Raw genomic sequence first — 13,987 nt, 5'->3', positions numbered from 1 at the left:
CCATACAAATAATCCCAGTGGAATTAATGAGATCAGAAATCCGACTAAAAGAAGGTGTTTTAAGGGGATGAGTCTAATTGGAATTCGCATTATACACGCCATATATTATTGGGAGGCAAAGCCTAAAGGCTGATAAACGGTCTCAACTATTGTGCATAAATAATTGATATATTACAAATAATGTGACGTTTATGGTTAATATTAAGAAGGCGATATCAGTCACGATAAAAGCCAACTATAAATAAAAAAGCGATTAATTATAACGCTAATTAAGTTAACTTACCTCCGTATCAACAGAAAGTAAGTTAACTATCTGATTTGTTATTATTTAGTTAGCATAACAAACTTGTTGTATTCAACCTCATTTAGATCACCTGTTTTATCCAAATCTAGCGTAATAAAAGCGCCCAGCAGTTTGGTATCAGCCTCAGCTTCCATCCGGTTAATAACCCCATCTAGGTTTGTATCAATAGCTTGAAAGCTCATTTGATTCATCGCATCATAAATGACTTCTTTATCGGCTGTGTTCGCTGCAACAGCTTGATCCGAAACTTCTGCGTTATCGGTTGTGCTGGAGAGAACTGTTTCGTCTATTTCACTCGAAGTAACCGTTTCACTTGTTGCATTAGAGGTAACCACTTCATCTGCCATGTCAGATGAAGTGGCTTCTTCTTCCGTACAGCCAAATGTTGCGAAGGCAATGGTAAAAGCAAGGATAAGTGTTTTGTTCATGATATAACTCCGTTTTTAAATTTATTAGAATAGTTTTGAGGGTCTCGCTATTGAATAACGACTACACTACTTAGCTATAATCATGCCAACTATAACAATCCTTTTAATTCAGCAAGTTACGAGTGAAGTATGTGTTTTTTAGTATATTTCATAAGTTAAATGTCGCCATTTGCAGACAGTTATTAACAGATATTTAATAAACACATAAAAATCAATGGCTTATAAGGTCTCCGAATGGAGACGCTTATTTTAATAAAAAGGCTGGCCGGTGATAATCTTTTATCTATCTGATAATAAGGCTAGTTTTTCCCTCTCTGCTCCCCTGTAAAGTGGGTTAATTCAAGCATCTTTTTCAGGAGCAAAACAAGGTATCTTATTTTTTATGAAATCTAGCTGGATTGATCACTAGAAATAATCAGAAATTAGGGGTTATTCCTTAGCTGTTAGCCGCAAGATGGGGCACCCGAACATTTTAAGTAAAAAAGATATGGGGTTCCAATTCATTCTCCCAATTCATTTGCATTTATAATTCACCTCTTAATTCCCCATATCCAAGTTAACATCACTCACCACGCGAGATTTTAAACCAAACAAAGCACTTTAAAATCAAACTGTTATATTGTTTTCGGCACAAATGGTTATTTTTGTATCGGGTCCTAATCAGTCAGTATATAACCTATAATTAAAATCCGTGTTATGCTAATTATCTTCCATATTCTTAATTTTTGGAGAAATTTGATGCTTGATAACCCTCTTCCCCACAGCCTTATTGAAGGCACAGTTATTGATCGAATTGACTGGACAGAACAGCTCTTCAGCCTAAAAGTAAAGGCAAAAATGCATCCTTTTAAAGCCGGTCAATTTACCAAGTTAGCACTGCCTACTGCTACAGGTGGATGGTCTCGCAGAGCATACTCTATGGTTAATGCCCCCAATGATGAAATATTGGAATTTTTGCTGGTGACCGTGCCTGAGGGGGGATTATCTCCCCGTTTGGATGCGCTGCAACCCGGCGATCTCATCTATGTGGGTGAAGAGCCTACGGGATTTATGACCTTGGAGGAGATCCCTGAAACCGCCAGCGATCTCTGGATGCTATCCACTGGTACTGCGATCGGCCCTTTTTTGTCCCTGTTGGCTGATCCGTCTACAAAAAAGCGATTTGAACGGTTAGTATTGGTACATGCCGTCCGTCACGAAGCCGACCTAGTCTATCAGGATCGTATTAAGGCCTTGCAGGCAGATCTTGGGCCGCAGTTCCACTACGTTCCGATAGTCTCCGGTGAAGCTGTACCTTACGCGCTCACTGGACGGATCCCGGCGTTACTATCTGCTGGTACATTGGCTCAGTTCAGCAGCGTTGAACTGGATCTGCTCAAGAGTTTCTTTCTAATCTGTGGTAATCCAGAGATGGTGCGAGATACTCGTGAAGTATTGCAGAATATGGGGTATCAGAAACATTTGCGTCGTAAACACGGACAATTCAGTTCGGAAAATTACTGGTAACTAGCAAGATACGTTGCTGAGGATGTTCTGCAGCAGCCAAAAAGGGGCAGACAAGTTTATGGCTCCTGAGTAGATTACTCACATTTATTCCGTGTACTTTAATGATGAAATCAAATTTTCAATTGGCGAATAAATAATGACAACAACAAATAGCTGTTCACAAACGAAAATTGGATCGACGGCAGCATACGTGTATTTGTGGGGCTTATGCTTTTGACCGCTGTGGTTGGTTTTTGCCCTCTTTACAAGGTGTCCCGACTTTTCATTTTCTGGATATCAGGTAAAACTAAGTTACAACAAATGCTGCATTAAAAAGTCATTGTTAATAATCTACCCATTCAATTAGCACCTTGCTAAGGGATGCTGATGTTTTAATTCTTTCAAAACACCTCATTATTTAACTCAGCTACAATGAAAACATTTATTCTGGTGTGATTGCACAAATACTCGATTGTATTTGGTGATAATGTGAGTTTTTATTAACAGAAAATTTCAAAAAATGTATTGGCTATCCAGCATTTTATCTTTTTCGATTAAAACGGCATACTTTTTATATAAAGGGGAAGCAAAAAAAAAGCATCAACCGAGTAGGAAGGTGCTTCTTGATGTCATTTACGTATTAACAGAGTGGTAATAACGTGAGTTGCATTGCCTGGTTAATATAAGCCCAGTCATACCCTAGTCAATAATAGACTCAGACTGTGAAACGAAATTTCTAAGCTTGTTTCTTAAAACGACGTGATGCTAAACCCATTAAACCTAATGCTAAAATAGCAAGAGTAGAAGGTTCTGGGACGGATGCGATATTTCCAGCACCAACCACTATTTCACGCAATCCACCAAACATTCCATCTGTGCTGGTCCAATTTAAACGAATAAACTGGCCAACCCCAATTTGTGTAAAATTAATAATTTCGAAAGTTGTACTAGGCGCGCCCACGTTTGCATAGACAGAAGTGGAATTTGTAAATAATGAATCTATGCTGGTTTCTATTGTGAAATCCGAAAAGTTATTGGTGACTCCGTTGTTTGTCCAATCTAACCTTACTCTATCCATGTTAAATATTGAACTTAAATCCCATGTTATTGACCCTGGTCCTGGATTTGCTGATGTGTGATAGTTGGTTTGATCATATGAAAGCGATTCAATATCAGCCCAACTCGTCACACCAGAGGTGTAATCCGTTCTGTCTATAGTTTTGTCAGCTGAATATGCCGCACCATACTCAGAAGTTGATGTTACAGAGCTCGCCTGGATACCTACTACATCCGTTACTAACCCAGCATTCGCGAAACCACTCATAAACAGTGTTAAACCTACTAGATTCGCTTTTAAAAATTTATTTTTCATCTTAAATTCCTTTTAATTTCTGCTGTATTATTACGGGAGGTAATTGCTAAATGTGATGCATTATATTTTAATAATGCAATTATCATGCCGATACTTTATTTTACAAGTATTACAAGAGGTTATGTGTAATTTGAAAATAAATTTTATTGTAAATGTAAAAATAATCGACATAATAACTTTCGTAATGGTGCTACTAATAACGCAATTTAATGCTGTCTAGGGTGAAATATGAAAACAGTCATTAATATTTAAGGTGGTTGCTTAATGGTAGAAACACCCACCAGTAATCGGCTTTACCGTTTCCCTTAGATCCCAGTGCTTAGCTTGGATAATACGTAGGACTAGTGCCGCCGGTTTTTGTTACAAGCTGCACCAATATCCCTAACAGGGCTGAGAGTGCAGGTTTACACACCACTAAGTATCGGCCGTATCGTCTTCTGTGATAATTAGTCTCCCTCAATGTCTCTAAGAGACAGCAAGGTGAAACGCTCGAACCGCTTTATTAAATAAAGCACTGATTTTAAAGTTTTTATTTTGTCTGCTTTATAGTTAGGTTGAGAATGTTGAATATAACTTAACCCTTGACCGCGATCTGACCTTGCACTGTTCTGTGGCTGCAGATTGCCAATCAGACAGACTAATCCTCTGATTTATCAGATCCTTTTCCACCAATCCCCTTAAGCAGGCGGCCTAAAATATCTGCCCCAGTGATCACTCTCGGGTGGTCATTCCACACTAAGATCACATCATGATCCAGAACTTCATCGTTATCGGCAGGGGTTCTCTGCGCTTTTTTTAACCTTTGCATCGCTTTTCCCAGAGTACAGAGTGGATCGCGAATGATAACTGGGCGGTGGCAATATAAATAGGGATCAGCCCGATCATCCTTGCTCAAGGTGGAGCGAATAAAGCCATCGGCATCCAGTATCAATAAGGGATCTTGCACGTCATTGGCGAGAATAACCCATTTATGGCCAGAGCGATTCACTGCATCAACAAATTCAGGAAACTGCTCACTATTACGCTCTGGAATAATGGGCAGATCCAGTTTGCAGGGCAGCTGAATTAAACTCTGCTGATCGAGTTTTTCCCCCTCACTGGTAATCGGAATATCATCAATTTGCAGGAAGTTCAGTGCGCCGACACCTTCAACATGCTGCATTTCAGATTCATCCGCATCCATATGCGCGGTGATAATCGCCTTAAGCTCCTTCTCCCGAAAATAGGTGATCCCCTCACGGCCTAACCAACCATCTAATATCAAGGCCGTTAACTTAGCCACGGGGAAAAGCAGCAGTTGATAAAAACGGATCACAGGTGCCAAAATTGCACCTACTTTCAGTGCATTGCGGGAGAAGTACGCCTGCGGAATAATCTCCCCTAAAAAAGTAATGGCTACGGTTGAAAAGAGAAAGGAGTAAACGCCAGCCAGCACTGAATCGGAAAGTAATGTCAATAGGACGTTAATCGACACATTGCCCCACAAAATGGTCGACAATAAAAAATTGGAGTCTTCGCGCATGCTTAATATAATTGCGGCCTCTTTACTGCCTCGCTTTGCTTCTACCTCCAGTTGCAAACGACTGATGCTAAAAAAGGCCAGATTAAGCCCTGAAAAGATAGCTGATTGACTGATGCAAAAGACAATAGCAAGCCAAATAAGAAGATCTACCATTATGAAAAGTTCCTTAGCAGTTATAAACTGGGCGGATAATGATGCGTTGTCATAAAATAATCAAGTTAATATACGCTGGCACTGGAAAATTAACGTTAGCAATTATAATCAACACCCTAGCGATATTTTTTCGCACTTTCTACTGCGTTGTCGACAAAAGGGAGGGCAGACATACCTTTTTGTGAGATAGGTATGATGCAGTCACGCACTTCATCAATTTCCCTTGTCGATATGCCCTATGATCACTGTCTTTGTTGTTGTGTTCGCCGTGCATTTTTGTGTGGCGAAGATCAATATAGCGGGCAAAGTTTTGCACATTGCTGCCAATTGATGGTTGATCGCATTCGGAAAATTAGTGATATTTTTGCGATTAATATCTGCGTCTATTCGAGCATGTCTAATCCCCGTAGTTAAAATAAAAGCTATCTTGTTTTACATGCCAATGAAGTCAAATAGACGCTTGGTCAGATAAGGAAATCAGCAATCGCTGGTATAAACTTTATTCAGGCTCATCCATTGTATCGTGCTGGATTATTGGCAAGACGGGACCAAACCTTTTTAGGTAAAAAAGATATGAGTGTCCCCCTTTTTCCTCGCGCATATTTGGCGATAATGTGAGCAGCTTTGCTGGGCAAAAAAAACGCCTTCTATACGGAAGGCGTTCTTTTATTAGTTGTTAATAGTAGGTTTTAGAAACTTACTATTAATTTTTACCAGAATATAATATATAAAATAACGGTCAGAACGCATACTACGATCCCCCAGTTGCGAGCGCCTGTGGATGGCGTCATATCCAAGGTTGTCTTTGATTCAAACTCGACTCTCTCCGCTTTGAATATAAGACCGTATCCAGTAAGAATAACAAGTACAGCAATCAGACAGTAAGACATGCTATATAGGAAGTGTATATCGGGATAAACAGCCTGCAGGTAAGCATAAATAACAGCGTTGGCTAAGATACCGATAACACCCGCCCATTTACCTGAAGTGCGGTTAATCAATCCATAGATAAACACGGCAAGAATACCTGTAGATACATATCCTTGGAATGACTGAATAAATCCGAATATACTTTTAAAATCAGCCAGCATTGGAGCAACAACACAACCAATAACAACAAATACACCGATACAGATACGACCGAATGTTACAAACTCGTATTGCTCTGCATCTGGGCGAATGTAGCGTTGGTATACGTCCATAGTAAATAGTGTCGAAGCAGCATTCAGAATAGCGGCAAGAGATGAGATAATTGCCCCCATCAGTGCCGCGATTACGAAACCAAGGATACCTACATTTTTAGGAATAAGCTTAGTGATTAAAAGTCCCATTGCTGAGTCATATTTGTACGGATTGATCTCCTCGCTTACAGCGGCACTTTCTCCAATACGAGCAATAACAGTACGGTTGTATGTGTCAATTTCTTGTGCTTTTTCAGGATGTGCAACCACATATTTTGAATCAAGCGTAAATATTTTATTAGAATCAAGATTAACAGCGGCTTGTTCATAACTAGTAAATACACTGCCACCTGCATCAATATTTGCACTCGTTTCCATCTGTGTTGAGAAAAGGTTGAATGCAATAATACCTGGAATAACGATGATGAACGGAATAATAAGTTTAAGACCAGCGGCTAAAACCAGACCTTTCTGACCATCACCAAGAGAAGCAGAACCAAGGATTCGCTGAGAGATATACTGGTTAAGGCCCCAGTAGTAGAAGTTAGGGATCCAGATACCAAGAACGAGTATCGGCCATGGCATTGCAGGTGTATCCATATGCATTGCGGTACTGTTTAAAGTCGAGAACTTATCTATAGCGCCAGCGCCGGCATCAAGAGTTCCCGCGGCACCCGTTGCATCTACAAGAGTCGTCATATCTGTCGCACCAAGCGCACTAAAAGCAAAATAAGTAATAACAGCGCCGCCAAGAATCAAAGCAGAGCCCTGAAGAAGATCGGCCCAAGCACAGGCCTTAAGACCACCAAATGCAACATAGGTGGCAGCCATACCACCAAGAATCCAACATGTGGTCGGAAGAGAAATATCATACCCGAACTCAACGAAGAGCTTCACCATGGTGATTGCACCGGCATAGATAACACCAATAAGACTCACACCAATAAGGATAATCGTCATAGAAAGCGTCATCAAAAGGCGAGCCCAGTGGTTATAACGAACTTCCAGAAATTCAGGAATTGTTGTGATACCGGTACGAAGGAAGTATGGCAGAAGAACAAATGCCACGACGACAAGCGTAATTGCAGCAATCCATTCCCAACTTGCAACAGAAAGACCTTGCATTCCGGCTCCCTGTCCAGACATACCTACAAACTGCTCTGCAGAAATATTTGCGGCAATAAGAGAGAAGCCGATAAGCCACCAGCTAAGTCCGCGTCCCGCAAGGAAGTAATCAGTTGCACCGTGTTCACTGTGCGTTTTCTCTCCTCTACTTTTTATCATCCCTACGCCGATCACGCTCAGCATAAAAATAACTGCCACTGCAATATCAATTGTTCCCATGGTAATACCCTTCTTAATTTTTAATTAATATTAGTTTTAATTTTTTTCAAGAACATTCATAAGCGCCTATTAGACATCAAAAATAGATTGAATGACCTTGAACCCAGGATTGTAATCGTTTTCAAAAATACAAATTAAAAGCTATTTGTTCTCTAATTAATTCATCAACAATGCTTTAAAGTAGAGGTTGTTGCCTTATGTAAACGTTTCCAATGCGTCACCCTAGGCTTTTATAATTAAAATAACCAACCAAGAGAACTGCTCTGTGATCTTGATCACTAGGGCAGCCAGCTAAACGTGATTGAGTTCACTTTTTCATTTCTATCGAAGTGAGACTTATGGCTATTTAGGTATTCTTTTAAGTAGCCATAAGGTTTTGCTACTGAGAGGACCATACTCTATTTAATTAAGTAACTGTTAAATAAGTGTTTTTTAGATTCCTCATTACATTTTGCCGATCATTTATGCAACCTACTTATGCAAAGCTTCTCTGAGGATTAAAAATAAAGTCTATTAGATCAATTGGTTATATGTCGGCATATAATGTCGGATGCTCTTATCATGCAGATTAAAACTTGCATTTCAGCGCTGGAATTAAAAAGGCAATTAAAAGCTGTGTACAAAACGGCTTGGAGTATGAAGTAAAAAATAAGTTAGATAATGAAAGAACGTGATGATGGTAATGCCAAGTGAATTATTACGCAGGAAAAATCAGTGAATTGCAGGCAGTAAGTTTTTCTAACTTCACAAAATTATCTGCAATGATTTTGAGCGGCTTTAGCTGACCACTAAGTGGTGAAGAACAGAACGTTCTGAATAAATTGAGTTTATTTAGATCATAAGCATGGTTGCTAGCGTTAAAAATGCGCTAGTAGGTCGTTGTCATTCTATTAATCTTAAGTATTCTCCTCGTTACCTTGCTGAGTTTTTACCGTTTTAATAGACGTTTTAATTTAAGAAACACGATGCCTATTTTTTTTGTTCGCTGCGCTGAAAGTCCCACCTATAGCGAAAAGGCTTTTAAAATTGGTGAAACTTTATGGCTAATCACGAAAGAATAAGCCAGTGGTGCAGGCTACTGACTTATTCTATACAGGTGTCCGAATGTTGCCTTTCTGTCTCGATAAATGTGTGCAATCTGTGCGAGTAAAAGCTCAGCCGTTGCGACAGAGTCTATAAGAGCATTATGAGCGGTATATTTTGGAAGGTTATATCTTTTTCTAGCAGAGAATAGGCGGTTATCCTGCCTGACATACATTCCTCTTTGCGTTGAACGCCAATGTTCAATGTTCAAGGTGTCAATCCATAGCAAAGGAATTTCCGGGATACCCATACTATTTCGTGCATAAAAATCGAGAAAGCTCTTCTCAATTACTTTGCCGTGAACTACCAATATTTTATCTTTGCAGTGGTGCAACAGAATATCAATTGCCTTATCCAGTGTGACTCCGTGACTCACCATTTGCGGAACAATATGGTTGATAACCGCCGTTTCATGGTTAATCTGTTGATCGTTACAGATATAGAGATGCTTCTGAGAAGCCAATTCTATCTGCATATTTGAAATTCCTATCCAGCCGATACTGATAATATCGTTAGTTCCGACTTCAAAACCTGTGGTTTCAAAGTCCACAACTAAAAAGGAGAGTGCTTGAATAGGCGTATTTTTATCAGGCAGTGGTGCCATCAAGTTCTCTTTAAGTGCATTTGGTTGACGATACTTTAAGTAATCTATCCGTTTTTCTTCCAATTCTTTCAATGGGTTGGGAATTTTAAAAAACCGTCTCATCAGGAAAGTCTCATTTTTGCAGACTGTTGCCAGTCGTCAATTAAACGGAAAGCATCTTTAATGTGCTTGCGTTCAAAACTGCCAAAATAGTTGGGGTTTATCTGGTTATCTGGCATTTCCCCCTTATTCATCATATCAACCTGATAGGAAAACCTGAAGCTGCGAAGGAAGTCATAGGCACTGAGGATATTCTTTAATGTTGCATCGTTAATAAGGCCCGCTTGATTTACTGCGATTAATCTATCCTTTGTATTACAGGCATCAGACTTGGCAAGGAGCGCATAGATCCTCGCAAGATCGACAATAATATTAATACCATAGCGTTTAATATTGAGTGTTTTTTCGTTATTTTCATTCTTGGTTAACACTAGGTTATGAAATACACCTAAAGGTGTGCGATTTTCCGCAGCATCTCTGATTAATTTGGCAAGAAAAGAACGATGAGAGGTCATCTCTTTAAATTCATTGACGAGTGTATTTTGGTATTGCTTATTACCGTAAATAACACGGGTATCAAGGAAAACGCTTAGATGTAACAGACGCTCATATTCAGGGCTCTTAATCCATTTTTTGTAATATTCACGCCACACAGACAGAGGCTGACACCACTTTAGTGTTACCGCCATGAATTTACCTGAACAAAGTTCATAACCACAGAGATCCAATCCTTTTGTGACTATCATAGCCAAATGCTGAAAATATACCCTATCTTTTGCCGTTGCCTGATCGGACAGAATAATCGCGCTATCCTGATCAGATAAAATATGTACCTCTTTTCTGGCATGAGAGCCTGAAACAATCCAGGCAAAGTCGCATGGTAGAGGGCCAAGTCGCTCAATGGCAATATCGATAAGGCGCTGATTAACCGCATCCATAATGGTACTGAGAAGGGTACTTATCAAATCAGCCGGAACCTTATCGTTTGCCAACTCCTGAAATATACGATCACGCTCTGGCATATAATTCGCCAACTCAGTCTCGATGACTGATTTTTTTATCTTATCTATCAGATAAACAGCCTGCATGCGGTGGTTTTGAAATAGTTGGTGTAAAGAGAGTAAGCCGATAACCTGCCCGTTTTCAACAATCGGGAGATTTTTAATATTCTTTTCCATCATGCTTATTGCAGCATCAAAAACGGTCTCTTGTGCACTAATTGTGATCGGAAATGGACTCATGATCTCTCTAACAGGCAGCTCAGTACTCTTCCCTTGAGCGATAACCCGCTCGATCATGTCAGTGTCAGTTACGATACCGATTAACTCATTATTATCTTTTACAATCACGCAAGCAGCATCTTTAGCACGCATTATATTGGCAACCATTCGAATTGAATCATCAGCGTTAACTTGAGTGTACTGTTCACTTGAGACTTGCTCTACAGTATTAAAAAAGGAGCTACTATTTATATCCGACCATCTGGATTTGACTGCGGAGTGAATTCGCTCTTCTGGTTTCGCTGTAAAGTGTTGCGCGTATTCAGGATAGTGAGACTGAATATGATAGATAATTTCGGCAGGAACCAAATAAAGTAATGTATTCTCAATTGCTTTTATTTGGTAACGAGTTTCTGAATCTGAAAACAGGCTAAAACCGAAAACATCATCCTCTTCCAGACACCCCCTTAAGGTTCCATCAGCTAATCTTTGCTCAACCGCGCCCGTTCTCACAATAAAGAGGTATTTATCTTCCTCGGTTTGTGGGGGAGGAATGACTTCTCCTTTGGCAAGGTAGATGATTTTGATGGTTGAGGTAACTCTATTGAACAAGACCTCGGGCAGACGACTAAACGGGTCTATGTTTGCGATAAACAGTTCGATATTTGGTATGAGTGTCTCTGACATAATAGAAAACCAATAGAGATAAACAGGAGAAATCTTTTATAACACACAATGGAAACGTTTACACTTATTCGGGTGTAAATTTAGACGAAAGCGGAATCAATACTTAAAATAACCACAGAAACGTACCTGATTAGAGATAACAATCAGCTCAATACAGTTTGTAATTTAACCAATGTAGCGTTTGCAGCTATAATGAAGAGGAATCATAGCCAGGCCGCTTATTGTTTCCGTGCTAGTTACTCTGTTTTATTAACTCTGAGAGATGATCTGTATGCACATAAAATCTTACTTATTAAATTATTTTACTAACCAAGAAAATCAATGTAAACGTTTACACAATTGCGATTTAGATCACTAACCTGAAGCTGATTAGTTGATAGTATCTATTTAAGTTAAATCCATAGGAGTAATTTATTGTGAAAGTATTAGTCACGGGCGGTATCGGATATATAGGCAGCCATACTTGCATTGCCATGATTGAAGCTGGTATTGAACCCATTATTTTGGATAATTTAAGCAATAGTAAGTTAGCTGTTTTGGACCGAATAGAAACATTAACCTCAATTCGTCCAGTGTTTTATCAAGGAGATGTTCGAGATCAAGATAAGTTAGATCTTATTTTCTCAGAGCATGAGATTAGCTCGGTTATTCACTTCGCGGGGCTGAAGTCTGTAGGTGAATCAGTAGCAAAACCACTTGAGTATTTTGATAATAATGTCAACGGTTCATTGGTGCTTGCTCGTTCAATGCGTAAAGCGGGAGTGAAGAGTATCGTATTTAGCTCATCTGCGACTGTCTATGGTGATCCAAAAGTTGTTCCTATTAGCGAAAACTCACCAACGGGTGCGACAACTAATCCCTATGGGCGTAGTAAATATATCGTTGAGCAATGTTTTTCAGATCTATTTGCTGCCGAGCCTCTTTGGAGCATCACACTATTACGTTATTTTAATCCTGTCGGTGCACACCCATCTGGTTTGATTGGTGAAGATCCCCAAGGTATGCCTAATAATTTAATGCCATTTATTGCCCAGGTTGCTGTTGGCCGTCGTGATTTCTTAGCTGTCTTCGGTGACGATTACGACACTGTAGATGGTACGGGAGTACGGGATTATATTCATGTGATGGATGTCGCAGCAGGGCACATTGCGGCCTTAAAAATTGTCGGGGAAAAGGCCGGTTTACATATTTATAACTTAGGAACAGGGCAAGGACGTAGCGTGCTTGAAATGTTAGACGCTTTTTCTCTGGCGTGTGGAAAAACCTTGCCTTATCAGATATTACCGCGCCGTGCGGGTGATATTGCGCAATGTTGGGCGAGTACTGAGAAAGCGCAGCAGGAACTGGACTGGCATGCAACTCGTACATTGAATGAAATGGCTGCTGATACTTGGAATTGGCAATCAAAAAATCCTCAAGGTTACAGTGATTGTTAATCGTTATTTTTAAAATAGAAGAGAAAAAATATGACGCAAATAATATTTGATCCTGTAGAACATCCGCATCGTCGTTATAATCCATTAACGGGTCAATGGATATTGGTTTCTCCGCATCGTGCGAAACGTCCTTGGAGTGGGCAAGATGAAATAGCGGAGACTGAGCAGTTACCTAGTTATGATAGTGATTGTTTCTTATGTCCTACCAATGTACGCATTTCCGGAGAGAAAAACCCGCAGTATCAAAGTACTTATGTTTTCAGTAATGACTTTGGTGCCTTGATGCCTGATTCTCCTGATGCCCCCGCATCAATAAATCCATTATTTAAAACTCAAGGAGTGCGAGGCCTAAGTCGTGTGATCTGTTTTTCACCAGATCACAGTAAAACACTTCCTGAACTTCCAGTTGAAAAAATTCGCGCTGTCGTTGATACCTGGAATGATCAAATCGAAGAGTTGGGTAAAACTTATTTATGGGTGCAGGCATTTGAAAACAAAGGGGCGACTATGGGCTGTTCACAGCCACACCCGCATGGTCAAATCTGGGCTAACAGCTTTTTACCTAATGAAATTGAACGCAAGGAAAAACTGCTAAAAGAATATTATTTAGAGCAAGGTTCAAATTTACTGCTTGATTACATAGAGTCTGAACAGCAGGATGGGCAGCGAACTGTTGTTGAAACAGAACATTGGATAGCAGTGGTTCCCTATTGGGCTGCATGGCCATTTGAAACTATGTTGCTTCCCAAACAACATATCCGTCGCCTTAGTGAATTAAGTGAAGCGCAACGCGATGACTTAGCACTTGCACTTAAAAAACTGACCAGTCGTTACGATAATTTATTCCAATGCTCATTTCCATACTCTATGGGCTGGCATTATGCGCCTTTCTTTGCTGAAGGAACTGATATTGACCATTGGCAATTACACGCTTTGTTCTATCCACCATTACTTCGCTCTGCAAGTGTGCGTAAATTTATGGTGGGTTATGAGATGTTGGCGGAAAGTCAGCGGGATTTAACCGCAGAGCAGGCGGCGCAGAAATTACGTGATGTGAGTGATATCCATTACAAAGAAAGTTAGCGCCTAATAATGACAATAACTTACTTTTTAAGCCTTTAAAATTGAG

At 39.9% G+C, this 13,987-nt stretch carries 10 protein-coding genes; 4 read left to right on the top strand and 6 right to left on the bottom strand.

Going from position 1 to position 13,987, the window contains the following annotated elements; genetic code table 11:
* Nucleotides 1-324 precede the first annotated feature (324 nt).
* The gene (locus ACJAT7_RS08805; RefSeq protein WP_415226428.1) at nt 325-732 is read right to left on the bottom strand and encodes a hypothetical protein; all 408 of its coding nucleotides are present in this window, start codon (nt 730-732) and stop codon (nt 325-327) included.
* A gap of 696 nt (nt 733-1,428) precedes the next feature.
* Between ACJAT7_RS08805 and ACJAT7_RS08800 the strand changes: the two genes are divergently transcribed.
* Complete coding sequence (locus ACJAT7_RS08800; protein ID WP_415226427.1) at nt 1,429-2,238, top strand: ferredoxin--NADP reductase; 810 nt, start codon at nt 1,429-1,431, stop codon at nt 2,236-2,238.
* Nucleotides 2,239-2,953: 715 nt separating this feature from the next.
* On the opposite strand, the gene ACJAT7_RS08795 is transcribed toward ACJAT7_RS08800, so the two are convergent.
* Both ACJAT7_RS08795 and ACJAT7_RS08790 read right to left on the bottom strand, forming a co-directional pair.
* Nucleotides 2,954-3,589: a PEP-CTERM sorting domain-containing protein gene (locus tag ACJAT7_RS08795; protein ID WP_415226426.1), complete on the bottom strand. Its 636-nt coding sequence runs from the start codon at nt 3,587-3,589 to the stop codon at nt 2,954-2,956.
* Nucleotides 3,590-4,226: 637 nt separating this feature from the next.
* Nucleotides 4,227-5,267, bottom strand: a complete 1,041-nt coding sequence (locus tag ACJAT7_RS08790; protein ID WP_415226431.1) for a DUF21 domain-containing protein — start codon at nt 5,265-5,267, stop codon at nt 4,227-4,229.
* Nucleotides 5,268-5,456: 189 nt separating this feature from the next.
* Between ACJAT7_RS08790 and ACJAT7_RS08785 the strand changes: the two genes are divergently transcribed.
* Complete coding sequence (locus tag ACJAT7_RS08785; protein WP_415226425.1) at nt 5,457-5,678, top strand: hypothetical protein; 222 nt, start codon at nt 5,457-5,459, stop codon at nt 5,676-5,678.
* Between the two features lie 296 nt (nt 5,679-5,974).
* Here ACJAT7_RS08785 and ACJAT7_RS08780 read toward each other — a convergent pair whose 3' ends face one another.
* The 3 genes from ACJAT7_RS08780 to ACJAT7_RS08770 form a co-directional block, all read right to left on the bottom strand.
* The gene (locus ACJAT7_RS08780; RefSeq protein ID WP_415226424.1) at nt 5,975-7,768 is read right to left on the bottom strand and encodes a sodium:solute symporter family transporter; all 1,794 of its coding nucleotides are present in this window, start codon (nt 7,766-7,768) and stop codon (nt 5,975-5,977) included.
* 1,096 nt (nt 7,769-8,864) lie between these two features.
* A complete protein-coding gene (locus ACJAT7_RS08775) occupies nt 8,865-9,578 on the bottom strand; it encodes an exonuclease domain-containing protein (RefSeq protein WP_415226423.1) in 714 nt (237 codons plus the stop codon).
* The gene (locus tag ACJAT7_RS08770) at nt 9,578-11,422 is read right to left on the bottom strand and encodes a DUF294 nucleotidyltransferase-like domain-containing protein (protein WP_415226422.1); all 1,845 of its coding nucleotides are present in this window, start codon (nt 11,420-11,422) and stop codon (nt 9,578-9,580) included. Before ACJAT7_RS08770 ends, ACJAT7_RS08775 begins: the two co-directional genes overlap by 1 nt.
* Nucleotides 11,423-11,838: 416 nt before the next feature.
* Here ACJAT7_RS08770 and galE point away from each other — a divergent pair, with 416 nt between their 5' ends.
* Nucleotides 11,839-12,858, top strand: a complete 1,020-nt coding sequence (gene galE / locus ACJAT7_RS08765; RefSeq protein WP_415226421.1) for a UDP-glucose 4-epimerase GalE — start codon at nt 11,839-11,841, stop codon at nt 12,856-12,858.
* A 30-nt stretch (nt 12,859-12,888) separates the two neighbouring features.
* A complete protein-coding gene (locus ACJAT7_RS08760) occupies nt 12,889-13,941 on the top strand; it encodes a UDP-glucose--hexose-1-phosphate uridylyltransferase (protein ID WP_415226420.1) in 1,053 nt (350 codons plus the stop codon).
* The last annotated feature ends 46 nt before the right edge of the window (nt 13,942-13,987 follow it).

Source organism: Psychromonas sp. (assembly GCF_047632995.1).
In the GTDB taxonomy this organism is placed as follows: domain Bacteria; phylum Pseudomonadota; class Gammaproteobacteria; order Enterobacterales; family Psychromonadaceae; genus Psychromonas.
Note: the sequence above shows the minus strand (reverse complement) of the source record. Positions and strands in the feature narration are given on the sequence as shown.

What these genes read in the sequence shown, in the direction of transcription:
- ACJAT7_RS08805 (WP_415226428.1), bottom strand. Translation starts at nt 732, where the DNA reads ATGAACAAAACACTTATCCTTGCTTTTACCATTGCCTTCGCAACATTT.
- ACJAT7_RS08800 (WP_415226427.1), top strand. Translation starts at nt 1,429, where the DNA reads ATGCTAATTATCTTCCATATTCTTAATTTTTGGAGAAATTTGATGCTT.
- ACJAT7_RS08795 (WP_415226426.1), bottom strand. Translation starts at nt 3,589, where the DNA reads ATGAAAAATAAATTTTTAAAAGCGAATCTAGTAGGTTTAACACTGTTT.
- ACJAT7_RS08785 (WP_415226425.1), top strand. Translation starts at nt 5,457, where the DNA reads ATGATGCAGTCACGCACTTCATCAATTTCCCTTGTCGATATGCCCTAT.
- ACJAT7_RS08775 (WP_415226423.1), bottom strand. Translation starts at nt 9,578, where the DNA reads ATGAGACGGTTTTTTAAAATTCCCAACCCATTGAAAGAATTGGAAGAA.
- ACJAT7_RS08770 (WP_415226422.1), bottom strand. Translation starts at nt 11,422, where the DNA reads ATGTCAGAGACACTCATACCAAATATCGAACTGTTTATCGCAAACATA.
- ACJAT7_RS08760 (WP_415226420.1), top strand. Translation starts at nt 12,889, where the DNA reads ATGACGCAAATAATATTTGATCCTGTAGAACATCCGCATCGTCGTTAT.